Source organism: Amycolatopsis albispora (assembly GCF_003312875.1).
Taxonomy (GTDB): domain Bacteria; phylum Actinomycetota; class Actinomycetes; order Mycobacteriales; family Pseudonocardiaceae; genus Amycolatopsis; species Amycolatopsis albispora.
In genome coordinates this window covers 1,401,709-1,425,078 of sequence record NZ_CP015163.1, presented here as the reverse complement: position 1 = coordinate 1,425,078, position 23,370 = coordinate 1,401,709, and the positions used below count along the sequence as shown (strand labels likewise).

Below are 23,370 nucleotides of genomic sequence, written 5' to 3'. Positions count from 1 at the left end.
CTGGGAGCGTTCTCGGAGGTGGTCGGACAGTGGCGGTGGCCGGCGGCACGGCGCAGCGGCGCTGGCTGCGCGCCCTGCTCTGGGTGACCGGGCTGTTACTGGCGATGTTCGCGGTTTCCTGCCTTTTCGGTTCTTCGGCGGATGCGGCACCGGCGCGGGATCCGGTGGCCGGGGTGTTGGATGCCTTGGCGCAGGGCGAGAAACCGGGCCGTGAACCGCCGCCGGTACTCACCCGATTGGTTGAACCACTGCGGGACGGTTCAGCGACCGGTTCAGTGACCAATGTGGCCGGGAAGCCGGTCGGCCAGGCGGCGAAGACGGTCGCGGGGATTGCCGGAATCAGTACGCATGTGGCCGAGCCCGGTACGCCACGGGTCCGGCCGGTCGCGCCCGAGCCCGTTGCGCCCTTGGCCGAGTTGGTGGCGCCTGTCGCCGAGGTGGTCGCGCCCTTGGCCGCTTCGCTGGCGCCTGTCCCAGAACCGGTTACGCCTGGGGCCACGCCGGTAACACCTGTCGCCGTGCCTGTTACGCGTGTGGCCGAGCCGATTGCCCCAGTCGCCAAGCCCGTTACGCCTGTCGCCAAGCCGATCGCGCCCGTCGCCAAACCCGTGACGCGCGTGGCCGAGCCGGTTGGCCCAGTCGCCAAGCCTGTTACGCGTGTGGCCGCGCAGGTAACGCCCGTCACCGATCCGGTTAGGTCTGCGGCCGAGACGGTAGCGCCCGTCGCCGAGCCCGTTACGCCTGTGGCCAAGCTGATTGACCCAATCACCAAGCCCATAAGGCCTGTGGTCGAGCGGGTTGGCTCCATCGCTGAACCAGTCGCGCCCGGAGCCGAACCGGTTATGTCAGCGGCCGAGCCAGTCGAGTCCGTCGCCAAACCTGCTGTGCTTGTGGCCGAGCCGGTCGCGTCTGGTGCCAAGGGTTTCGCGCCTCTGACCAGGGCGGTCGCGCGGGCGGCTGAGCCGGTGGCGCGGGTGGTTGAACCAGCCGTGGCATTGGTTGAACCAGCCGTTGCGTTGGTTGAACCAGCGGTGGCGCTGGGTGGACCAGCCGGGGTGTTGGGTGGACCAGCCGGGGTGCTGGGTGGACCAGCGGGGCGTGTGGTCGGGCCAGTAGGGCAGGTGGTTGGGCCAGCGGCGCGTGTTGCTAGGGGTGTGGCGCCGTTGTTGGGGCGGACCGAGGAAGTCCTGGTTGGGGCGGGTGAGTCGGTGGCTGAGTTGGTCGGGGCGGTGTCTCCGGCGCTCCACCTCGTCGAACGGCCCGTCGCCAACTTGGTGGCGCCGGGGGCGCCGGTGCTGGACTGGGTGGATCGGACCATTGCTGGGGTGGTCGAACCAGTGGCGCGGGTGGTGCAGACCACCGCGCCGGTGCTGGAGTTGCTCGATCAGCCGCTGTCGTTGGCGACCACGACTGTCGCGGTGCTTGGTCGTGGGCTGGAGAAAACTGTCGAGCCCATTTTGGTGCCGTTGGCGGAGGCGACCGAATCGCCGCTTGTGCACGCGGTGACCAAACCGGGCCCCTCACCGACGGCGACGAAATCGCCAAACAAAGCGCTGCAAGTTCACTCGATTGGGGGGCGGCTGCCTGACGCCGTAACCATAGCCCTTGCGGAACGGGGCGGATCGGTGGCGGCCGTCGCGACATCGCCTGGCTCAGGCCTCACCCTGGACACCGGGCGAAACACGGGCACGTCAACCGAAGGCGCGCCGGAGACACCAGCCCCGCCGGAGAACGCAGCCCAGCAGGACTCCGAACAGCCGGAAAAGCCTGCGCGACCACACCTCCCGCCCACGCCCTTCACCCCGCTCCCGGCACCCGGCGGCACGACCGCGCCCCAAACAATGGCGGTCTGGCACGCCCCCGACCGACCACACCTGAACGTCACCTACCTCGTCACCCGTGCGGACGACGACGCACCGCTGTGGCGTTCGATCAAACCGGGCAGCCGCCCGGACTGACGGCTCACCGCATTTCGCAGTCAAACCCGGCGAAATTCCCCGCGGTGAATCGAGGACACCTTGTACAGCAAAACCTTCGACCTGGGCACGGTAAGACGGGAAACCGTGGTCACCGTGCGGCTCAACACGATGGCGAACGTCCGGCTGCTCACCGAGGTCAACTTCACGGCCTACCGGCGCAGGCAGTACTACCGGATGCACGGCGGCGTGGCCACGGCCCCGCTGTTCAAGATCTCCGTACCCGCCACCGCGCACTGGTACCTGGTGCTGGACGTGGAAGGCCTGGAACCCCGCCCGCTCCACCCGCAGGTCACCATCGGCGAACTGACCGAACCCTGACCGCTCAGGGCGCGCCGACCGCGCCGTAGGGCCCGGCCTTGGCGCGCTTGCGCACCTCGTCGAAGTGCCGGTGCATGGCTTCGGCCGCCGCGTCCGGGTCGCCCTGGACCAGTGCGTCCACGATCCGCTGGTGCCGCTTGGCGGTCGAAGCCGGTGACGACACCGGGCCGCCCACTTCGGCTTCGGTGGCGCGGTAGACGTCCCAGAACAACCCGGTCAGCTCCCGCGCGAGCGCGAAGCCCGACTCCGCGCCGAGCAGGTCGTGGAACTCGCGGTCAGCGGCCGCGCTGTCCGGGCCCTTGCGGCGCATCCGCGCCACGCACGCCTCCAGTTCGCCGATCAGCTCCGGCCGGTGCTTGGTGGCCACCCGCCTGGTCAGCTCGGTCTCGATCATCTCCCGCAGCTCCAGCAGATCCCGCAGCCGCCCGACGTCGCCGCGGGTGCGGGTGCGGAACATCAGCCAGGTCTGCAGCGCCTCGGGCCCGCCGGAGCCGACGAAGGTGCCGTGCCCGTGCCGCACCTCGACGATGCCCAGCGCCTGCAGCGCCTTGATCGCCTCCCGGATCGAGGTGCGGCTGACGCCGATGTCGTTCATCAGGCTCAGCTCGGTGGGCATCGGCGCCCCCGGCGGCAGCTCGCGTTCGACGATCAGATCGATGATCTGCCGGGTGATCTCGGCACCGCGTTGGGGACGCGCCACGATTGGTCTCCTCGGATACGTTCGGTCACCGGCCGGTTGCGTCAGACATCGTACGTCATAAGACCCCTTGACCGGGTAGCGCACCGCCTCCTACAGTTCGCCCCACGTCGGACATCCCACGTCCGATGACCACCATCGCCGTTGGTGCCACACAGCCGGGAGTTCCTCATGCCCCACAGCCCGATCGGATCCGCGCGCCGGTTCAGCCGGCGCGACCTGCTTCGTTACTCCGCACTCGCGGGCGGCGCGGCGGCGTTCTCCTCGGCGCTGGCCGCCTGCGGTGGCGGCCCGGCTTCGACGAACAAGACCGGCAACTCGGCCGATTCGATCACCGCCGTGCTCGGGTACGGCAACAACCAGTCCTGGGACCCGCTGCAGACCGCGTCCGCCTTCTCCATGGCGGCCAACCTGCACTGCTACGAATCGCTGGTCGAAGGCGACCCGATCACCCGCGAATCCTTCCCCGCCCTGGCCAAGTCCCTGCCCGCCGACCTCAACGCCACCACGCTGAAGTTCGAACTCCGCGACGGCGCGAAGTGGCACGACGGGCAGCCCGTGGTCGCCGACGACGTGGTGTTCACCTACGCCCGCGCGCTCGACCCGAAGGAAAACGTGCTGGTGCACGCCTTCTTCGCGCACTGGCTGCAGGAAGTGCGCAAGACCGGCGAGCGCGAGGTCGAATTCGTGCTCAAGTTCCCGTTCCCCTACGCGCTCGACCGCATCCAGACCTGCAAGATCGTGCCCAAGCACGTGTTCGAAGGAAAGTGGGCCGACGCCGCCAGCGGCAAGGTGGTCGGCTCCGGCCCGTACAAGGTCACCGAGCAGGCCCCGCTGAGCCACACCGCGTTCGAGAAGTTCGCCGACTACAACGGCCCGCGACCGGCGGCCTACCAGAAGATGCTGTGGAAGTCGATCGTGGACGCCGCGCCGCGCGTGGCCGCGATCTCCGGGGCGAACCCGGACGCGCAGATCGTGGAGAACATTCCCGCCGCGAACACCGAGCAGCTGCGGGCCGCCGGGCGCACGGTGGAGTTCGCCGACGGCGGCAACAACCTGTTCCTGCTGTTCAACACCGCCCACCCGCCGTTCGACAACAAGCTGGTCCGCCAGGCACTGCACTACGCCATCGACGGCAAGAAGATGGTCGAGATCGGCCTCAAGGGCGCGGGTACCCCGGCCACCTCGTTCATCAACCCGGCGCTGCCCTCGTCACAGCCCGCCGCGCACGACTTCGCCTTCAACCCCGAGAAGGCCAAGGACCTGCTGCGCCAGGCCGGGGTGACCAACCTCAGCATCGCACTGTCCACTTCAAACACTTCGCTGGTGGCCGACTGCGTGAAGGTGATCAAGGAGGGCTGGGACGCCATCGGCGTGCAGACCACCCTGGAATCCCAGGACACCAAGGCGTTGTTCAGCAAGCTCGACTCCGGCGCCGACTTCCAGGTGGTGGCGACCACGAACAACCCGCAGCAGTTCGGCAACGACCCGGACCTGCTCATCCGCTACTACTACGACGAGAAGTCCCTGCTGATGAAGACCTACGCCAAGTGGACCGGCGCGGACGCGCAGGCGTTGCTGGCGCTGCAGAACCAGGCCGCCGCCGAGGTCGACCCCGGCAAGCGCGCGACGCTGACCAAGCAGGTGCTGGACCTGATCTCCGAGCACGCGGTCATCTACCCGGTGGTGTTCACGCAGCTCGGCACCGCGTGGGACCCGAAGGCGATCACCGGCGTGCGCGCGCAGGGCTATCCCGGCATCTACCTCAACCAGGCCAAGCCAGCCTGAACCAGGGAGCACACTCGTGGTCGTCATCGTGCGGATGCTCGCCGGGCGCGTGCTGGCCCTGGTGCCGCTGCTGCTCGGCGTCATCCTGTTCGTCTTCATCGTGATGCGCTTCTCCCCCACCGATCCGGCGCTCGCCGCGTTCGAGGGCGCCAACGTCAGCCAGGAACAGCTCGAAGCTTTCCGCGAGGCCAACGGGCTCAACGACCCGCTGCCGCTGCAGTACGTGCACTTCGTCTGGCAGCTGCTCCAGGGTGACTTCGGCACCAGCGTGATCACCAAGCAGCCGGTCGGCGAGACCATTACCACCGCGCTGCCGCTGACCGTGCAGCTGACCCTGATGGGCCTGGTCATCGCGCTGGTGGTGGCGCTGGTACTCGGGATCACCTCGGCGTTGTTCCGCGACCGCTGGCCCGACCAGCTGATCCGGCTGGTCAGCCTGGCCGGGGTGGCCGCACCGGCGTTCTGGGTGGCGCTGCTGCTGGTGCAGTGGCTGGCCGTGGGCGAGGGCCTGTTCCCGACCAGCGGCTACGTCAGCATGAACGACTCGTTCTCCGGCTGGCTGAACTCGATGGCACTGCCCGCGATCGCGCTGGCGATGCCGGTGGCCGCGCAGCTGACCCGGATCATCCGCACCTCGATGGTGGAGGAACTGGACAAGGACTACGTCCGGACCGCGCGCGGCGGCGGACTGCCGCCGGTTGTTGTGGTCGGGCGCAACGTGCTGCGCAACGCGCTGGTCAACCCGCTCACCGTGCTCGGCCTGCGGGTCGGTTACCTGCTCGGGGGTGCCGTGGTGATCGAGACGATGTTCGCGCTGCCGGGAATGGGGCAGAACATGATCCAGGCCGTCAAGGACGGCGACACCGCCAAGGTGCAGGGCTTCGTGATCACCATCGCGCTCGGTTTCGTGCTGGTGAACCTGATCGTGGACCTGCTGTACCTGCTGGCGAACCCGCGGCTGCGGAGCCACGCGTGAACCGGCGGCGGCTGGGCGCCGCTTCCTGGATCGCCGCGGGCATTCTCACCCTGCTGGTGCTGGTCGCGTTGTTCGGCGACCTGTTCACCACGCACGACCCGAACGCGCTGAGCACCGACGCCGGCGGCCCGGACGCCGGGCACTGGTTCGGCACCGACCAGTCCGGCCGCGACATCTTCTCGCGGCTGGTCGCCGGTACCCGCTGGTCGCTGGCGATCGGGCTGGGCGCGACCGCGCTGGCACTGGTCGCGGGCGCGTTGATCGGCGCGCTCGCGGCGACCGCCGGCCGCCGCGCCGACGCCGTGCTCATGCGGATCCTCGACGTGGTGATGGCCTTCCCCGGCATCGCGCTGGCCGCCGTGCTGGTCGCGGTGTTCGGCAACGGCATCGGCGTGCTGATCCTGGCCATCGCCTTCGTGAACACCCCGCCGATCGCGCGGGTGGTGCGGGCGAACGTGCTGGCGCAGTACAGCGAGGACTACGTCGCCGCCGAGAAGATCGTCGGCGCGAAGCGGTGGTTCATCCTGGCCAGGCACGTCGCGGTCAACTGCGCGGCGCCGGTGCTGGTGTTCTGCACGGTGATGGTGGCCGAGGCGATCGTGTTCGAGGCCTCGTTGTCGTTCATCGGCGCGGGCATCCAGCCGCCGGACCCGTCGTGGGGCTCGGTGCTCTCCGACGGCAAGGACCTGGTGCTGATCGGCGGCTGGTGGGCCACGGTGTTCCCCGGCCTGCTGATCCTGGTGACCGTGCTCGCGCTGAACGTGCTGTCCGAGGGCATTTCCGACGCGTGGGCGGCACCGTCGGCCCGCACCGCCAAGGCGGCACGCGCGGCCAAGGAGGTCGCCGCCGAAGAGGCCGCGGAGAACACCGAACCGGTGCTGCCCATCTCGGGGCTGCGTGAGGTCGGCACCCGCCTTTCCCGTACCGCGCGGGATCTCGACGGCAAGCCGCCGGTGCTCGAAGTGGACAGTCTGGCCATCTCGTTCCCGGACCGGCACAACGGGGTCGACGTGGTGGCGGGCGTGTCGTTCTCGGTGCGGGCGGGCGAAGTGCTCGGCCTGATCGGCGAATCGGGCTGCGGCAAGTCGCTGACCTCGCTGTCGATCATGGGCCTGCAACCGCGCACGGCCAAGGTGTCCGGGCAGATCCGGTTCGCCCAGCGGGACCTGCTCGCGCTGAGCCCCGCCGAGCGGCGGCGCCACCTCGGGCACGACATCTCGATGATCTACCAGGACGCGCTCAGCTCGCTGAACCCGGCGATGACCATCCAGGCGCAGCTCAAGCAGTTCACCCGGCGCGGCGGCACGCGCACCCCGGCGGAACTGCTGGAGCTGGTCAATCTCGATCCACAGCGGACACTGCGGTCGTATCCGCACGAGCTGTCCGGCGGGCAGCGGCAGCGGGTGCTGATCGCGATGGCGTTGTCGCGCAGCCCGAAGCTGATCGTCGCCGACGAGCCGACCACCGCGCTGGACGTCACCGTGCAGGCGCAGGTCATCTCGCTGCTGCTGCGGTTGCAGGAGGAACTCGGTTTCGCGCTCATCCTGGTCTCGCACGACCTGGCGCTGGTTTCCGACGTGGCCGACCGCGTGGTGGTGATGTACGGCGGCCAGGTCGCCGAGACCGGGACCACCGCGCGGGTGGTCGGCGCCCCACGACACCACTACACCCGGGGCCTGCTCAGCGCGGTGCTGTCGCTGGAGGCGAGCCAGGCGCGGCTCACCCAGATCAAGGGCGTGGTGCCGTCGCCGGCCGAATTCGGCCAGGGCTGCCGGTTCGCCGACCGGTGCCCCGCCGCGCGTGCCCGCTGCCGCACCGAGGCTCCGGTTCCCGAGGGGCAGACGCTCAAGCACCAGGTGGCGTGCCACTTCCCCGCCGAAATCGACGAAGAGGCCCTGCTCGCGGAAGGAGTGCCGTCGTGAGCCTGCTCGAACTCGACGGCGTGCACGTGGTGCACCGGATCGCCGGCGACCGGCTGTTCGGCCGGGCCTCGGTGTACGCGCTGACCGACGCGAACCTGGTGCTCGAACCCGGGGAAACCGTTGGTGTGGTAGGCGAATCCGGTTGCGGTAAGTCCACTTTGGCCAAGGTGATGGTCGGGCTGCAGCAGCCGACCGCGGGTGTGGTGCGCTACCGCGGCGCGTCGCTGTGGGAGATGAGCGCGGGCGACCGGGCCGCGAAATTCGGCCGCGACGTCGGCATGGTCTTCCAGGACCCGGCGACCGCGCTCAACCGGCGGCTGGCCGTGGCCAAGATCATCCGCGACCCGCTCGACGTGCACCGCGTCGGCACCGGTGCCGCCCGCGAGGACCGCGTGCGCGAGCTGATGTCCCTGGTCGGCCTGCCGGACAGCGTCGCGGACGCGGTGCCCGGCCAGCTCTCCGGCGGGCAGCGGCAGCGTGTCGCGATCGCCAGGGCGCTCGCGCTGGAACCCGCGCTGCTGGTGGCCGACGAGCCGACCTCGGCGCTGGACGTCTCGGTCCGCGCGCAGATCCTGAACCTGCTCATCGACCTGCGGGAAAAGCTCGGCCTGGCGATGGTTTTTGTCTCGCACGACATCCAGACCGTGCGGAAGATGAGCGACCGCATCGTGACCATGTACCTGGGGCGCGTGGTGGAGGAGGCCCCCGCCGCCGAACTGCCCCACGGCGCCCGGCACCCGTACACGCGGGCGCTGTTCTCGGCCACGCCGAGCCTGCTGGACCCGGTCGAGCCGATCGTGCTCAGCGGGCCGGTGCCGTCGGCGACCGCGCCACCCAGCGGCTGCGGGTTCCGCACGCGGTGCCCGAAGGCCACCGACGACTGCGCCGCCGCCCTGCCGCCGCTGGCCACCGGTGCACCCGGCCACACCTACCGCTGTATCCACCCGGAAGTACCCGCCGAGACCATCGGAGTGAGCCCATCATGACCGCCACGCAGTTCGCCGGCGTGATCCCGCCCCTGTGCACCCCGCTGCACGACGACTGGACCGTCGACACCGCCTCGTTCCGGCGGCACATCGACGCCCAGCTGACCGCCGGCGTGCACGGGATCTTCGTGCTCGGCTCGTCCGGTGAGGTGCCCTTCCTGCCCGACGCGCACCGGCGCGTGGTGCTGGAAACGGCCGTCGAACAGGCCGCCGGTCGCGTGCCGGTACTGGCCGGGTGCATCGACATGACCACCCTGCGCGTGCTCGAACACGTCCGTGACGCGGAGAAGGCCGGTGCGGACGCGATCGTGGTGACCGCGCCGTACTACACCCGGACGCACGTGGCCGAGATCGACCGGCACTTCCGGCTGATCAAGGAGCAGACCGAGCTGCCCATCTTCGCCTACGACATCCCGATGGCGGTGCACAACCGGCTCGACCGCGAGATGGTGCTGCGGCTGGCCGCCGACGGCGTGCTCGCCGGGCTCAAGGACTCCAGCGGCGACGAGGCCGGGTTCCGGTTCGTCCTGCTGCGCAAGGCCGAGCGCGGGCTGGACTCATTCGCCGTGTTCACCGGCTCGGAGCTGATGGTGGACACCGCGCTGGCGCTGGGCGCGGACGGCGTGGTGCCCGGACTGGCCAATGTGGACCCGGACGGCTACGTGGCCATCCACCGGCACGTGCGCGCCGGAGAGCTGGCCGAGGCCAAGCGCGTCCAGGAACGGCTGCTGAACCTGTTCACCATCACCGACATCGCCCCGGTCACGCGGATGGGCCGCGGCTCGGCGGCGCTCGGCGCGTTCAAGGCGGCCATGAAGCTGCGCGGGTTCATCGACAACGCCGTGATGGCGCCGCCCCAGGTGCCGCTGAACACCGAGGAACTGCTGCAGATCAAGGAAAAGCTCGTCGAAGCGGGGCTGGTCTGATGTTCGGGAAGATCCATTACGGGGCCGACTACAACCCCGAGCACTGGTCGGCCGAGGTGTGGGACGAAGACATCAAGCTGATGGCCGAGTCCGGGGTGACCATGGTGACCGCGGGTATCTTCTCGTGGGCCGGGGTCGAACCGCGGCCGGGTGAGTACGACTTCGGCTGGTTCGACACGGTGATGGACAAGCTCGGTGACGCACGCGTCGAGGTCTGCCTGGCCACGATGACCGCCTCTCCCCCGCCGTGGCTGACCCACCTGCACCCCGAAGTCCTGCCGGTGCGGGCCGACGGCACGCGGCTGTCGGCCGGGGCACGCCAGCAGTTCTGCCCGTCCAGCGAGGTGTTCCGCCGTTACGCCGCCAGGCTGGCCGAGCAGGTGGCCCGGCGGTACGGCGACCACCCGGCGCTGTCGATGTGGCACATCGGCAACGAGTACGGCTGCCACATCCGCGCCTGCTACTGCGACAACTCGGCGGCGGACTTCCGGCGCTGGCTGGCCGACCGGTACGGCGACATCGCCGCGCTGAACCAGGCGTGGAGCACCACCTTCTGGTCGCAGCAGTACGACGACTGGGCCGAGGTCTTCCCGCCACGCGTGGCGCCGACCTTCCCGAACCCGGCGCAGCAGCTGGACTTCCACCGGTTCTCCTCCGACGCCTCGCTCGGCTGCTACCTGGCCGAGCAGAAGGTGCTGCGGCGGCTCACCCCGGACGTGCCGATCACCACGAACTTCGTCGGCCGGGTGCAGAAGTCGCTGGACTGGCACCGCTGGGTGCCGCACGAGGACGTGGTCAGCCTCGACTCCTACCCCGACCCCTACGACCCGCGTTCCCACGTCGAGGCCGCCTTCGCCTACGACCTGGTGCGCTCGCTGAAGCACGGCAAGCCGTGGATGCTGCTGGAGCAGGCACCCAGCGCGGTGAACTGGCGCAACCGCAACAGCCCCAAGGCGCCCGGCGCGATGCGGCTGGGCAGTTGGCAGGCGGTGGCGGGCGGGGCCGACGCGATCCTGTTCTTCCAGTGGCGCCAGACCAGCGGCGGCGCCGAGAAGTTCCACTCGGCGATGGTGCCGCACGGTGGCCGTGAAACGCGCACCTGGCGCGAAGTCAGCGCGCTCGGCCAGGAGCTGGCGACGGTGTCGGAGCTGGCGGGCACCACGATCGACGCGGACGTGGCGGTCCTGCACGACTGGGAAAGCTGGTGGGGCCTCGAGCTGGACTCGCACCCCTCCGGTGACCTGGACCAGCTCGAAACGCACCTCGCGCACTACGCGCCGCTGTTCGACGCCGGGATCACCTGCGACGTGCGGCACCCGTCGGACGACCTGTCGAAGTACAAGCTCGTCGTGGTGCCGAACCTCTACCTGATGGACGAGTCGGTGGCGGCGAACCTGCGCCGGTACGTCGAACGCGGCGGGCACCTGGTGGTGTCGTTCTTCTCCGGCATCGTGGACGCCTGCGACCGCGCGTACCTCGGCGGTTATCCGGCGCCGCTGCGGGACATCCTCGGCCTGCGCGTGGACGAGTTCTGGCCGCTGCCGGACGGCGGCACGACCACGGTCCGGTTCGCCGACGGCACCGAAACCGGGGCGACGGTGTGGTCGGAATGGATCGAACTCGAAGGCGCCGAGGTGATCGGCTCGTTCGCCGGCGGTGAGCTGGCCGGGCGCCCGGCGGTGACCCGGCACGGCTTCGGCGAAGGCGTGGCGTGGTACCTGGCGACCCGGCCCGACGCCGGCGGCATGCGTGCGTTGTTCGACCGCATCACCGCCGAGGCTTCGGCGACACCGGTGCTGCCGGGACTGCCCGAAGGCGTGCAGGCGGTGGTCCGCCGTGGCACCGACCGCGAGTACCTGATGCTGCTCAACCACACCACGTCGGAGGTCACCGTGCCGTTGCCGTCGGCCGCAGCCGATCTGCTCACCGATGCCGGGACGCCGCTCGACGAGGTTGTGCTCGGTTCGCGTGGGGTGGCCGTGCTGAGGAGGAACTCGTGAAGCGCGCACTGGTCCTGGTTTGCCTGCTGGTAGCGGGTTTGGCGGCACCGGTGGCCACGGCGGCTCCCGCGGTGGACGAGCAGGTGCTGTTCAAGGCGTCGCGGGATCCCGGGTACGCCTGCTTCCGGATCCCGGCGATCGTGAAGACCGCGCGCGGCACGCTGCTCGCCTTCGCCGAGGGCCGGGTGGACAACTGCGGTGACACCGGCGACATCGACCTGGTGCTCAAGCGGTCGGAGGACGGCGGGCGCACCTGGTCGCCGATGCAGGTGGTCAACTCCGGTGACGGGGACACGCACGGCAACCCGGTGCCCATCGTGGACCGCGAGACCGGGCGGATCGTGCTGATCAGCACCTACAACGCGGGCCGCGAAGACGACAAGGGCTGCGCGATCCCGTGCCCGCGCTTCCCGCACCAGCAGCACAGCGACGACGACGGCCGGACCTGGTCGGCGCCACGGGACATCGGCGCCCAGGTCAAGCGTCCGGAGTGGACGGCGTGGTACGCCTCCGGTCCGGTGCACGGCATCCAGCTGGAGAAGGGCCCGCACGCCGGTCGGCTGGTGTTCGGCATCAACGCGGAAACCGCGCGCAGCACCCAGTCGGTGGAGAACCACGCGGCGCTGATCTACAGCGACGACCACGGTGACAGCTGGCGGATCGGCGCGCAGACCGACTACCCGCACTCGGTGCCCGGCACATACACCCAGAAACCGCAGGAGATCAGCGTCGCCGAGCTGGCCGACGGCTCGGTCTACGCGGCCGGGCGCGAGCAGGGCGGTACCGACGTCGGCAACCGCACGCACGCGGTCAGCCGGGACGGCGGCGAGTCGTTCAGCACGCCGTTCACCACGATCCCCGACCTGGTGACGCCGATCGTGCAGGGCGCCGTGCTGCGGCTGCAACGGCCGGGCAAGCCCGATCGGCTGCTGTTCTCGTCGCCGTCGGACACCGACCGGCGGCGGTGGATGATGCTCCGTTCCTCCTACGACGGCGGCCGGACCTGGGAGAACGCCGAGCAGGGCACGCGGATCACGGCGGACTGGTCCGGTTATTCGGATCTGGTGCAGATCAGCGATTCGCGCTCGGCCGCGGTGGAAATCGGGCTGATGTACGAAGGCGGTCCGGTGGACGCGCGGGACGAGATCCGGTTCGCGCGGTTCGGTGAAGACCACCTCGGCTGGAAGAACCCGGCCGGACCGTCCACACCGGACATCTCACGGCGGCACTCCGACGCCATCGCGGTCGGCTCGCCGTCCACAGTGGATGGGCGGTTCGGGATGGCGGTGGCCCCCGGTGGTTTCCTCCGCGTGCCGTACGACCAGGCCCAGCTGCCGGGCGCGGGTGACTTCACCTGGACCGGCTGGTTCCGCTACGGATCGAGCAAGGCCGACCAGGTGCTGACCTGGCTGGGCGGCATGGGTGGCACGGCACCGCAGCTGTGGCTGCGTGCCGAACCGCGGCTCGGCAGGCTCATCGCCACGATGACCACTCCGGCCGGGACGAAGTCGATCACCACCACCAGCGCCTACGACGACGAGCAGTGGCACCACGTGGCGCTGCGGCGCACCGGCGACCGGCTGTCGCTGACCGTGGACGGCGCCGAGGCGGCTGCCGGTCCGGCGTCGGCGGGCACGATCAGCCAGACCGTGTCGTGGCAGTTCGTCGTGGGGCAGCGGCTGGACAACACCCAGCGGTGGCAAGGCGCCTTCGACGAGATCAGGTTCTACCGGCGGTCGGTGTCCGATGCCGAGCTGACCGGCATCCGGGCGCACAACGCGGCCGTGCCGGAGGGGCAGGTGCTGCGCCTGCCGCTGGACCGGGTCTCACGAGGCTGACCGAGGGGCGGCCCAGCGGCGGAACAGGCTGATCCACATGGCGCAGACGACGCCCTGCACCAGGACGCCCGCCGCCAGGGCCGCCCACTCCCACCAGGTGCCGGGGCCCGGCACACAGCGCCACCGGGCCCAGCACGAAGTGCAGCAGCAGCGGAATGCCGAACTGGATGCAACGGCGTGCGCCGCGCGCGTTCCACCTTGTTCGCGCCTTCCCAGCGCAGCAGCCCGACAGGAACGGGATGAGCAGCAGCCCGGCGATCGCGCCGCACGCGGTGAGGTCGATGTTGATCAGGGTGTGCTGCGCCGCCGACCGCGACGCGATCTCCGCGCAACGCCGCAGGTCAGGAGTCGGCCGTTAGGGTGGCTTCATGGGTGTTTCGCGGAACCTGGACTACGACGTGACGTGGCCGGTTCCGGGCTTCGTCGGCCTCACGGTGGCGCAGGCCCTCGCGCTGGCCGGCGAAACCGGGGTCGCGCTCCTCGACGCCGGTTCGGCACCGCTGGCGGCGGACCCCACCGCGCGGGTCGTGCGCCAGGAACCGAAGGAACCGCAGCGGGACCGGCCGTCGAGCGTGACGGTCTGGGTTCAGCCCAGCGGCTCGTAGTCGATCTCCAGGAAGTCCTCGACCTCGGGCACCCACCGCTCGGCCACGAACGCGGTGTGCACCGGGTGCTCGTTGTACGCGGTGTAGGCGGCCTGGTCGGCGAACTCCATCGAGAAGCCGAACCGGAAGTCGTTCTTCGGGCTGGTCTGGCGCAGCTGCTCGAACCGCTGGACACCGGGGATGTCGGCCAGCGCGAGCGCCGCGGTCAGGAACTCGCGCTCCTCGGCCGAACCAGGAGCGTGGCGAAGCCGGAACGCGACCGTGTGACGGATCATGATCCGAACACTAGCCTGCCCGGCGGTACTCTTCCCAGGTTCGTTTCGGGGTGACCGCCGGGCCGTCGTCCGGGCCGCGGTTCGCCAGGCCGTTCAGGCCGAGGTAGTAGTCGCCGCCTTGGTGCTGAGCGGGTGGCGAGAGGTCCGGGTCGGCCAGTGCGACGGCGTGGATGTGTGCCTCCCAGTCGCCCTGCGCCGGGGTGCGGTACCACGCGGCGAAGCCGACCGTCCGCAGTTCCCGCACCACGTTCACCGGCGTCACGCCGCTGACCGAGATGTCCAGTACTCCCCCGCCGTCGTGGGTGCCCGCCGAGGTCGGGTCGCCGCCGGGGTTGTACGAGCCCTGCGTGACCACCAGCGACCGGCCGAGCCGGCGTTCCGCCTCCACCAGCATCGCCTTGGTGCGCTCGTTCATCAGCGCCCCGCGGTAGGTCACCCTGGCACCCGGCACGAGCGTCCGCGTCACGGTGAACCGCTGCTCGCCCAGCTTCACCAGCGAGGCACGGCCAGGGAAACCGGACGCGTCCAGCCCGGTCGAGCCCTGTGCACGCTGGAAGGCCGCGTACGCCTCGACCGTCTTCGTGCCGAAGTGCCCATCGACGTACCCGGCGCTGAGCAGCCCCTGGTCCGCCAGCGCGCGTTCGACCGCGAGCACGCTGTCCCCGCTGCCGGGCGTGACCGCCGAATCCGCCCGCCGGGGATCGATCTGCGCGGCCTTGAGCACGGCTTCCATGTTCACCGCGGGCAGCGCATGGGCCACCGCGCTCCCCGACAGCACGGCCAGCACCGCGGCCAGCACGCCGATTCGCCTGATCATGCGGGCGAGCGTAGGCAGCGCCGTCGAGTTTTCACCAGAGACAAATGTAATCAGCCAAGAGCAAACCGGAAGGGGTTTCCCGTGCGTGCCGCCCTACGCTGAACGGCATGCGCCTGCTGATCGCCCCGAGCGGCCCGGAACTCGCGGAGCCCGACGATTGCACCCGGTTCCACGTCGAGGTCAGCGCGAACCTCGGCGAGGACCGGCTGCGCGGTCTGCTCGCCGAACACGGCCTCGGCAGGCTCGATGACGGCGGTGACCACATCTACGTCGCCACCGACGCGCTGCGCGCCCGCGCCGACGGCCGCACCGAGGACGACTGGACCACCCGGTTCGACGGCATGCTGTCCTACGCCGCTTCGAAGGGCTGGCTCGATGAGTCCGGCACGCACGTGCGCGCCCACATCGAACGCGCCTAACTAACCAAGCTTCGCGACGATCTCCGCCAGTTCGGCCCAGGCGAGGCCGGTGTCGTCGGTTCGCGTGTGCGGGCGGCGGAACAGGTCGACGTAGACGGCCACCTCGTCGAGATCCCAGCGCAGGCGGTAGGTCGCCAGCGCCGCCGAGTCCGGCCGGTGCCCGGTCAGCTCCTCGTACTTCCGGAGTTCCTCACCCGTGGCGAAGGCGAGATCGCGCTCCCGCACGGCCAACCCGACGGTGTCCCAATCGAGCAGCAGCCGGGTGTCGCCCATCCAGAGCACATTGCCGGGATGCGGTTCACCGTGCGTCACCACCCGTTCGGGGTTCAGTCCGGCGATCCGGTGATCGAACTCCGCCAGCGCACGCCGGAGTCCGGGCAGGTGCGCGGACAGCAGCTCCCGCGCGGGCTCGGCATACGGGCCGCTCTCCCACGAGCGGTCCAGTTCGCCGAGGGACCGCTCCAGGCGTGACCGCAGCGCGAGATCCGGCTCCAGGACCGGCACGGATTCCGGCGGCGCGGCACCGTGCAGTTCGGCGAGCAGGTCGATCACCGATCCGCGTGGCGTGTCCCCGAAATCACCGGAAGAGCCGTCCAGGTAAGGGAAAACGCTCACCGCGTACCGCTCACCCACCGGCCGCACCGTCTCCCCGCCGGCGGTTTTCTCCGGTGCCACCACAAATTCGCAGCCGCCCTGCCGCAACGCCCACGCGGTGTCCATCGCCCGCCGGAGCCCGCGCCCGGCCGCGGGCGCATCGAGTCCACAGTGGACCTTGCTGGCCAGGTCCGCCAGCGTGACGAACCAGCGGCGGCCGTCCGCGCCGGTGGCGATCCAGTGGTAGTCGCCGAAGCCGACCGCCGCGTAGTCGAGCGCCGCCACCTCGATCCCCCACTCGAGCAGCGCGTGCCGCAGTTCCGGTTCACCGGCTCCTTCGGGACGATCCTTCATGCCCGGCAAGCTAACCCGCCCGGCGTTTCGCGGCACGGCATTTTCCCGGCGGCGGAGTACGGTTCGCCGGAGGGACACGGGAGGAGCGGAGCGTGCCGGAACTGCTCGCGGCGGGCGGCTGGGGCCTGCTCGCCGGATCGGCCCTGCTGGGCGGCGCGCTGCTCGGTTACCTGGCCCGCATCCCGGCCTGGCTCGTCGCCGCGGTGATGGCCTTCGGCAGCGGTGTGCTGCTCTCGGCGGTGTCGTTCGAGCTGATCGCCGAGGCACACGAGCGCGGCGGGCTGGTGGCCACGGCGGCCGGTGCGCTCGCCGGCGCCGTGGCCTACACGCTGGCGAACGTGGTGCTGGCGCGGCGCGGCGCCCGCCACCGCAAGCGCTCCGGTGACCAGCAGCCCAGCGAGGCCGAGCAGAGCGGCTCCGGCACCGCGATCGCACTCGGCGCGCTCCTCGACGGCGTGCCGGAGTCGATGGTGATCGGCACCAGCCTGCTCGGCGGCGGCTCGGTCAGCGCGGTCACCGTGGCCGCGGTGTTCATCAGCAACGTGCCGGAAGGCCTGTCGAGCGCCTCCGGCATGCGCCGCGCCGGGCGCAGCGCCCGGTACGTCTTCGCGTTGTGGGCCGGGATCGCGCTGATCAGCGGCGCCGCGGCGATGCTCGGTTACGGCCTGCTCGGCGGCGTGCCCGGTCCGGCGCTGGCCGCGATCACCGCGCTCGCGGGTGGCGCGATCCTGGCGATGATCGCCGACACGATGATCCCGGAAGCGTTCGAGGGCGCGCACCTGTGGAACGGGATCATCACCGTCACCGGCTTCCTGACCGCGTTCGCGCTGTCCCACCTGTAAAACCGCGGCACCTCTAGACTGCGAGGGGTGCGGGGGCAGCCTCACTCTGCCCCCGCACCCACTTCATCAGGCGGGAGCCACGCTCAGCCGCACCTTCTCCTCGTCGATGTCGAGGATGCGCACCGGCATCGACGCACCCACCGCGGGCGCGTCGGTGTACCCGGACGCGTGCAACAGGGCGTGGATTCCGGGCGCCACCTCGAGAAACGCACCGAACGGCGCGACCGAGGTCACGGTGCCGTCGATGACGCTGCCCGTGCTGTTACGGGCGAGGAAGTCCTGCCAGACCTTGTGCTGGGACATGTGTTCACCTCCTTCCGCGCTGTCCCGAAATTCACTGGGAGAACGCACGGAGGTGGCGGGCCCCTGGCCCGCCGGGTGATCACGGCGTGGCCGGGATCCCGATCCGCTCTTGGCCCTTGGCCGACCCGGCAGTCACGCGGGGATCATAGCATCGGGCCCATGGTCATCAAGGCGTTCCACGAGTACGGCGTCGACGAGCACCGCGGTTTCCTGCCCGCGGCCGACCCGCTGGACCGGCTGCCGCCGTACTTCACGCCGTGGGAGGACACCGCGCGGGACATCGGCGCGCTGCTGATGACCGGCCGGATGCGCGAAGCCGTGGCCGCGCTGCCCGAGCTGTCCCCGGACGCGCTCACCACCGAAGCCGAGCGGGAGCGCGCGATGCTGCTGCTCGTCTGCCTCGCCAACGCCCACGTGTGGGCGAGCGATCCGCCCGCCGCGAACGTGCCAGCACCGCTCGCCCGGCCGTTGCACCGCCTCGCCACCGGACTCGACCGGCCGCCGATCATCGCGCACGCGTCGATCGTGCTGGCGAACTGGCGGCGCCTGGATCCGGCACGGCCGCTGGGCATGGACAACATCGACACGCAGGTCACCTTCCTCGGCGGTGTCGACGAAAAGTGGTTCTACCTGGCGACCGCGGGCGTCGAGCTGACCGGCGCGCCGGGATTGGAACTGCTCGCCGAAGGACAGGAAGCCGTCGCGGACGACGACGCCGCGCGGCTGACCACCTGTCTCGACCGGCTGCGGGTGGTGCTCGACCGGACCATCCAAGCCTTTCTCGACGTCGAGCGCTGGTGCGACCCGTACGTCTTCTACCACCGGATCCGCCGTTTCCTCACCGGCTGGGACGGCGTGACGCTCGACGGGACCGGCACCGCGCCGCACGTGCTCGCCGGGGGCAGCGCCGCGCAGAGCTCCCTGATCCAGTCGTTCGACGCCGGGCTCGGCATCCGGCACGACCACCCGCTGACCGCCGAGTTCCTCGGGCGGATGCGGCAGTCCATGCCGCGCGGGCACCGGCGGTTCCTGCACGACCTCGAGACCGGGCCGTCGATCCGCGCCTACGCGCTCGGTGCCGGGCACCCGCCGCTGGCCGAGGCCTACCGCGCGGCCGTGCGCACGCTCACCGATCTGCGCGGCAGGCACATCGGGCTGACCGGCCGGTACATCAGCCGGTTCGAGCGCGGCGAAGGCAAGGGCACCGGTGGCAGCGACTTCGTCACCATGCTCCGGCGCGCCCGCGAGGAAACGGAGGCCGCGAAAGCGCCGGAGAATTGATCTCCGCGGTTTCATCCACAATGGACTGTCCAATTCGATCATGACGGGTAAATGACGTGGACTGAGCATTTCTGAACCGATGCCTCGTTCCGTAAAAAGTGTCCCTCGATCAGGTGTTTCTATTTTTCACCCGGATGGCGCAAGAGACAAAAGAACCCCACCCGCCCTGGCCGGTCCGGCGGCGGGGTACTACCATCCCTGCCACGAATTCCAGCTTTCGGTAAACGAGCACCCGGCAGAACCGTGACCGCCAAACCGTGACCGCCGAACAATGTGGTCCGTCCGTACCGAGAATCACCGACGAACGACGAGGACCTTTCAGCTATGTCGGAACAGCCGCCTGTTCGTCTTCGCGCGGCGCGGGGACCCTTCGGTCAAGCCCTCATCGCCGCCCCGGCCACCGCGCTGGTGCTGGCCGCGCTGTGGTGGTGGGTGACCGCCGTGCTGCCCGCCGCCGACCGCGGCCCGGTGCTCGCCGCCGCCGCGGTCACCGGTGTGCTGCTCTGCGCGGCCGTCTTCACCGCCGTCATCCGCACCGGTGAGCTGCGGCAGGCCCGAGCCGAGGTGCGGCGCGCCCACGCCGCGATCGAAGCACACGAGGCCGAGCTGGCCAGGCTGGTCGACCAGACCGTGCCCGCGGCGGTGTCGCTGCTGCGCGACGGCGCGTCCGCGGACACCGTGTTCGCCGAGATTCCCCGGCCACCGGGGGAAAACCACGCGCGCCTGCTGCGCTCGGTGGTCCACGAGATCAGCGTCGGCGAGCGCCGCCGGGCCGCGGCCACCGCCGCCTGCGCGAACGCCGCCGGGCGGGTGCAGGCGCTGGCCACCAGCATGCTCGCCGGCCTCCGCGACCTGCAGCACCGGTGTTCCGACGACCTGCTCGGCGACCTGATGGTGCTCGACCACAGCACTTCGCAGGCGGGCCGGATCGCCGACAGCATCGCGGTGCTCACCGGCGCGCGCTCCGGCCGCCGCTGGACCAAGCCGATCGTGATGGAGAGCGTGCTGCGCGGCGCGATGGGCCGCATCGGCGCCTACCAGCGCGTCCGGCCGCACTCCACGAGCAGCGCCGCGGTCGCCGGGTACGCCGCCGAGGACGTGATGCACGCGCTCGCCGAGCTGATGGACAACGCCACCCGGTTTTCCGCGCCGTCGGAGGAAGTCCACGTCTACGTCGAGGACCTGCACAACGGCGTGGTGATCACCGTCGAGGACGGCGGGCTCGGCATGAAACCGCAGGCGCTGGCCCGCGCCGAGGCCGCGGTGTCGGCGGGCACGCCGCTGGACCTGACCACGCTGACCGGCACCCGGCTCGGCCTGACCGTGGTCGGCTGCCTGGCCCGCAAGCACGACCTGCACGTGTTCTTCCGCCCGTCCTCCCGCGGCGGCACCGGGGTGGTGCTGCGCATCCCGAGCCGGTTGATCACGCAGGTGCGGCAGGACCCGATCGAGCTGACCCCGCGTCACGCGCCACGTGAACTGCCCGAGCCCGCGGCCGTCGGCGCGCCCGCCGTCGAGCAGCCCGCGAGCACCGGGCTGCCCAAGCGCCCGCGCGGGCAGACGCTGGCCGCGTCCCGGCCCTCCCCCGCGCCGCGGGCCGGCCTGCCCCGGCCGCGGCCGGACTCCGGCTCCCGGTTCGGGGCCTACCAGGCGGGCCGCGCGCGCCGGGAAACCGGCGAAGACCGGTGATCGACGGCCGTCCACCCACCGACGAACACAGACGAGCAGAGGGGAGCGCGGGGCCACACCCCGGCATTCGATGACTACCACTGATCCGAGCCTCGAATGGTTGCTGGAGAACCTGGTGCGGAACACCCCCGGCGCCCGCCACGCGCTGGTGCTGTCCAGGGACGGGCTCAAGCTGTGCCACACCCCGGCACTCGGCACCGACCAGGCCGACCAGCTCGCCGCGATCGCCGCCGGTGTGCAGTCGCTGTGCTACGGCGCTTCGGCCGAGTTCGGCGACGGCACCGGCGGCGTGCGCAACTCGATGACCGAGTTCCACGGCGGCATCCTGTTCATCGTCGACGCCGGAGACGGCGCGCACCTGGCGCTGATCGCCGGGGAGGACGCCGACGTCGGCCTGATCGGGCACAACATGGACGAGCTGGTCGAGCAGATCGGCGGGCACCTGACCGCACCGCCCCGGCACGCGCAGCAGCCCAGCGCGCTGACATGAGCCGCGGGCCGCTCGAGGACGAGGACCCGGACCGGCTCTACACCGTCACCGGCGGCCGCACCGGGCCGGGGCAGGCCGAACTCGACCTGGTCACGCTGATCGTCACCGAAGCAGGCCCGGCACCCGGCATGCAGTCCGAGCACGTGCGGATCCTGCGGCTGGGCCGCCACCCCACCTCGGTCGTCGAGCTGGCCTCGGAACTGGGCCTGCCGGTGAGCGTGACCCGCATCCTGGTGGCCGACCTGCTCGACACCGGCCACGTCTCCGCCCGCCACCCCACCGCCATCGGCCCCGGCACCGAGCTGCCCGAGCTGGAATTCCTGAAGAAGGTGCTCGTTGGACTCCGCAATCTCTGAGCCGCCCGCCCGCACCCCGCTGCGCCGGACCGCCGCGCACGGGCTGAAAATCGTGGTGGTCGGCGGCTTCGGCGTCGGCAAGACCACCATGGTCCGCTCGGTCAGCGAGATCCGGCCGCTGAGCACCGAGGAGACGATGACCCAGGCCGGGGCCGGCGTGGACGTCAACGCCGGCGCGCGGTTCAAGACCACCACCACGGTGGCCTTCGACTTCGGGCGGATCAGCCTGGACGAGAAGCTGGTGCTCTACCTGTTCGGCGCGCCGGGCCAGGAGCGGTTCTGGTTCCTGTGGGACCGGCTGTTCACCGGCACGCTCGGCGCGGTGGTGCTGGTGGACACCCGGCGGCTGGCCGACTCGTGGTACGCCATCGACCGCCTCGAACACCACCGCACGCCGTTCATCGTGGCGCGCAACAACTTCGGCCCGCCCGCACACGACCTCGCCGACGTGCGCGAGGCGCTTTCGCTGCCGGACGAGGTGCCGCTGATCGACTGCGACGCCCGGCAGCGGTCCTCGTCCAAGCGGGTGCTGATCGCACTCGTCGACCACCTCTACGCCCTGTCCGCCGCCCGGGAGAGCGCACGATGACCGAGTTCCGCCACACCGCCGACCCCGCCTGGCCGCCGCCCGCCCCGGTGGAGCGGGTCCGGCTGCACGGCCCGCAGTTCGAGGCCGACCCCGCCAAGCTCTACGCCGCCATCCGGGACGAATACGGCCCGGTGGCGCCGATCCTGCTCGACGGCGACATCCCGGCCTGGTTCGTCTCGGGGTACCGCGAGATGCACCAGGTGACCAGCGACTCGCAGCTGTTCGCCAGGGACACCCGCCGCTGGAACCAGTGGGACCACGTGCCCGCCGACTGGCCGCTGCTGCCGTACGTGGCGCACAACCCGTCGGTGATGTTCACCGAGGGCGCCGAGCACCGGCGCCGCGCGGGCGCGATCAGCGAAGCGCTCGCCGCGGTGGACCAGTTCGAGCTGGGCACGCACTGCGAGCGGATCGCCGACCGGCTGATCGACGCGTTCGCCGGATCGGGCGAGGCGGACCTGGTGGCGCAGTACGCGCTGCGCATCCCGCTGCTGGCGGTGGCGAAGCTGTACGGCATGCCGGAGGCGGAAACCCCGGCGCTGGTGCGGGACGTGGCGATCTCGCTGGACGTCGGGCCGGACGCGATGAACGCGCACCTGCGGGTGCAGGCGGCGATGCGCGCGCTGGTGGCCTACAAGCGGGACTACCCCGGCATCGACCTGCCCTCGCAGCTGCTGGCCTCGCCCGCCGGGTTGTCGGACGAGGAGATCGTGCAGGACCTGCTGGTGGTCACCGCGGCCGCGCAGCAGCCGACGGCGAACTGGATCGGCAACACCCTGCGGCTGATGCTGACCGACCTGCGGTTCGCGATGACGCTGTCCGGTGGCCGCGGCAGCGTCGGGCAGGCGCTGAACGAGGTGCTCTGGCACGACACGCCGACGCAGAACTTCATCGGCCGCTTCGCCACCAGGGACACCCAGCTCGGCGGGCAGCGGGTGCGCGCGGGCGACCTGCTGGTGATGGGACTGGCCGCGGCGAACTCGGATCCGTTGGTACGCCCGGAAAGCGCGGGTTCGCCTGGGTCGCTGGGCAACCACGCCCACATGTCGTTCGGCCACGGCGAGCACGGCTGCCCCTATCCGGCACCGGAGGTCGCCGAGGTGATCGCGAGGACCACCATCGAGGTGCTGCTCGACCGGCTGCCGGACGTTTCGCTCGCGGTGCCCGCCGACGCGCTGGTTTGGCACCCGTCGGTGTGGATGCGAGGGCTGGAAAGCCTGCCGGTCACCTTCACGCCCACCTACGTGGCCGGTGATCCGGCGCCGATCGGCCGGGCCCGCTGATTCTTCTGCTCCCGGCGCGGGGAGTGGAAGGCCGCGCGGGTGC

At 70.8% G+C, this 23,370-nt stretch carries 23 protein-coding genes; 18 read left to right on the top strand and 5 right to left on the bottom strand.

The window, feature by feature from the left end; translation table 11 throughout:
- Positions 1 to 35: 35 nt before the first annotated feature.
- Both A4R43_RS42580 and A4R43_RS06875 read left to right on the top strand, forming a co-directional pair.
- A complete protein-coding gene (locus A4R43_RS42580; protein WP_162788348.1) occupies positions 36 to 1,958 on the top strand; it encodes a hypothetical protein in 1,923 nt (640 codons plus the stop codon).
- A 60-nt stretch (positions 1,959 to 2,018) separates the two neighbouring features.
- A complete protein-coding gene (locus tag A4R43_RS06875) occupies positions 2,019 to 2,297 on the top strand; it encodes a DUF1883 domain-containing protein (protein WP_113691546.1) in 279 nt (92 codons plus the stop codon).
- A 4-nt stretch (positions 2,298 to 2,301) separates the two neighbouring features.
- On the opposite strand, the gene A4R43_RS06870 is transcribed toward A4R43_RS06875, so the two are convergent.
- Positions 2,302 to 2,997, bottom strand: coding sequence for a FadR/GntR family transcriptional regulator (locus tag A4R43_RS06870; RefSeq protein WP_113691545.1), 696 nt, complete (start codon positions 2,995 to 2,997; stop codon positions 2,302 to 2,304).
- 168 nt (positions 2,998 to 3,165) lie between these two features.
- On the opposite strand from A4R43_RS06870, the gene A4R43_RS06865 reads away from it, so the two are divergent.
- The 8 genes from A4R43_RS06865 (at position 3,166) to A4R43_RS06830 (ending at position 14,035) form a co-directional block, all read left to right on the top strand.
- Positions 3,166 to 4,782, top strand: a complete 1,617-nt coding sequence (locus A4R43_RS06865; protein ID WP_113691544.1) for an ABC transporter substrate-binding protein — start codon at positions 3,166 to 3,168, stop codon at positions 4,780 to 4,782.
- A gap of 16 nt (positions 4,783 to 4,798) precedes the next feature.
- Positions 4,799 to 5,758: an ABC transporter permease gene (locus A4R43_RS06860; protein WP_113691543.1), complete on the top strand. Its 960-nt coding sequence runs from the start codon at positions 4,799 to 4,801 to the stop codon at positions 5,756 to 5,758.
- Positions 5,755 to 7,680, top strand: coding sequence for a dipeptide/oligopeptide/nickel ABC transporter permease/ATP-binding protein (locus A4R43_RS06855; RefSeq protein ID WP_113691542.1), 1,926 nt, complete (start codon positions 5,755 to 5,757; stop codon positions 7,678 to 7,680). Before A4R43_RS06860 ends, A4R43_RS06855 begins: the two co-directional genes overlap by 4 nt.
- Positions 7,677 to 8,666, top strand: coding sequence for an oligopeptide/dipeptide ABC transporter ATP-binding protein (locus tag A4R43_RS06850; protein ID WP_113691541.1), 990 nt, complete (start codon positions 7,677 to 7,679; stop codon positions 8,664 to 8,666). The genes A4R43_RS06855 and A4R43_RS06850 overlap by 4 nt, the downstream gene beginning before the upstream one ends.
- Positions 8,663 to 9,592, top strand: coding sequence for a dihydrodipicolinate synthase family protein (locus A4R43_RS06845; protein ID WP_113691540.1), 930 nt, complete (start codon positions 8,663 to 8,665; stop codon positions 9,590 to 9,592). Before A4R43_RS06850 ends, A4R43_RS06845 begins: the two co-directional genes overlap by 4 nt.
- Positions 9,592 to 11,592: a beta-galactosidase gene (locus tag A4R43_RS06840; protein WP_113691539.1), complete on the top strand. Its 2,001-nt coding sequence runs from the start codon at positions 9,592 to 9,594 to the stop codon at positions 11,590 to 11,592. The genes A4R43_RS06845 and A4R43_RS06840 overlap by 1 nt, the downstream gene beginning before the upstream one ends.
- Positions 11,589 to 13,430, top strand: coding sequence for a sialidase family protein (locus A4R43_RS06835; protein WP_113691538.1), 1,842 nt, complete (start codon positions 11,589 to 11,591; stop codon positions 13,428 to 13,430). The genes A4R43_RS06840 and A4R43_RS06835 overlap by 4 nt, the downstream gene beginning before the upstream one ends.
- A gap of 368 nt (positions 13,431 to 13,798) precedes the next feature.
- Positions 13,799 to 14,035 carry a PASTA domain-containing protein gene (locus A4R43_RS06830; protein WP_113691537.1) on the top strand — a complete coding sequence of 79 codons (237 nt, stop codon included), beginning with the start codon at positions 13,799 to 13,801 and terminating at the stop codon, positions 14,033 to 14,035.
- On the opposite strand, the gene A4R43_RS06825 is transcribed toward A4R43_RS06830, so the two are convergent.
- Complete coding sequence (locus A4R43_RS06825; protein ID WP_113691536.1) at positions 14,017 to 14,310, bottom strand: Dabb family protein; 294 nt, start codon at positions 14,308 to 14,310, stop codon at positions 14,017 to 14,019. The genes A4R43_RS06830 and A4R43_RS06825 overlap by 19 nt on opposite strands.
- A gap of 10 nt (positions 14,311 to 14,320) precedes the next feature.
- Entirely contained in the window at positions 14,321 to 15,127 is an 807-nt protein-coding gene (locus A4R43_RS06820; RefSeq protein WP_113691535.1) for a peptidoglycan-binding domain-containing protein, read from the bottom strand.
- 107 nt (positions 15,128 to 15,234) lie between these two features.
- Between A4R43_RS06820 and A4R43_RS06815 the strand changes: the two genes are divergently transcribed.
- A complete protein-coding gene (locus A4R43_RS06815; protein ID WP_113691534.1) occupies positions 15,235 to 15,546 on the top strand; it encodes a hypothetical protein in 312 nt (103 codons plus the stop codon).
- On the opposite strand, the gene A4R43_RS06810 is transcribed toward A4R43_RS06815, so the two are convergent.
- Positions 15,547 to 16,494 carry a phosphotransferase gene (locus A4R43_RS06810; RefSeq protein WP_236808813.1) on the bottom strand — a complete coding sequence of 316 codons (948 nt, stop codon included), beginning with the start codon at positions 16,492 to 16,494 and terminating at the stop codon, positions 15,547 to 15,549. It lies immediately after the preceding gene.
- Positions 16,495 to 16,586: 92 nt separating this feature from the next.
- Between A4R43_RS06810 and A4R43_RS42575 the strand changes: the two genes are divergently transcribed.
- On the top strand, positions 16,587 to 17,336 hold the full coding sequence (locus tag A4R43_RS42575; protein ID WP_162788347.1) for a ZIP family metal transporter: 750 nt from the start codon (positions 16,587 to 16,589) through the stop codon (positions 17,334 to 17,336).
- A gap of 66 nt (positions 17,337 to 17,402) precedes the next feature.
- On the opposite strand, the gene A4R43_RS06800 is transcribed toward A4R43_RS42575, so the two are convergent.
- Complete coding sequence (locus tag A4R43_RS06800; protein ID WP_113691532.1) at positions 17,403 to 17,639, bottom strand: S1 RNA-binding domain-containing protein; 237 nt, start codon at positions 17,637 to 17,639, stop codon at positions 17,403 to 17,405.
- Positions 17,640 to 17,798: 159 nt separating this feature from the next.
- Between A4R43_RS06800 and A4R43_RS06795 the strand changes: the two genes are divergently transcribed.
- The 6 genes from A4R43_RS06795 to A4R43_RS06770 all read left to right on the top strand — a co-directional run bounded on the left by A4R43_RS06795 (position 17,799) and on the right by A4R43_RS06770 (position 23,327).
- Complete coding sequence (locus tag A4R43_RS06795) at positions 17,799 to 18,920, top strand: PrnB family protein (RefSeq protein WP_113691531.1); 1,122 nt, start codon at positions 17,799 to 17,801, stop codon at positions 18,918 to 18,920.
- A 324-nt stretch (positions 18,921 to 19,244) separates the two neighbouring features.
- Positions 19,245 to 20,609 carry an ATP-binding protein gene (locus A4R43_RS06790; protein ID WP_113691530.1) on the top strand — a complete coding sequence of 455 codons (1,365 nt, stop codon included), beginning with the start codon at positions 19,245 to 19,247 and terminating at the stop codon, positions 20,607 to 20,609.
- A 70-nt stretch (positions 20,610 to 20,679) separates the two neighbouring features.
- On the top strand, positions 20,680 to 21,099 hold the full coding sequence (locus A4R43_RS06785; protein ID WP_113691529.1) for a roadblock/LC7 domain-containing protein: 420 nt from the start codon (positions 20,680 to 20,682) through the stop codon (positions 21,097 to 21,099).
- Positions 21,096 to 21,455 (top strand): DUF742 domain-containing protein, encoded by a 360-nt coding sequence (locus A4R43_RS06780; protein ID WP_113691528.1) that lies wholly within the window; start codon positions 21,096 to 21,098, stop codon positions 21,453 to 21,455. The genes A4R43_RS06785 and A4R43_RS06780 overlap by 4 nt, the downstream gene beginning before the upstream one ends.
- On the top strand, positions 21,436 to 22,044 hold the full coding sequence (locus tag A4R43_RS06775) for a GTP-binding protein (protein ID WP_113691527.1): 609 nt from the start codon (positions 21,436 to 21,438) through the stop codon (positions 22,042 to 22,044). The genes A4R43_RS06780 and A4R43_RS06775 overlap by 20 nt, the downstream gene beginning before the upstream one ends.
- Positions 22,041 to 23,327, top strand: coding sequence for a cytochrome P450 (locus A4R43_RS06770; RefSeq protein ID WP_113691526.1), 1,287 nt, complete (start codon positions 22,041 to 22,043; stop codon positions 23,325 to 23,327). Before A4R43_RS06775 ends, A4R43_RS06770 begins: the two co-directional genes overlap by 4 nt.
- Positions 23,328 to 23,370: the final 43 nt, after the last annotated feature.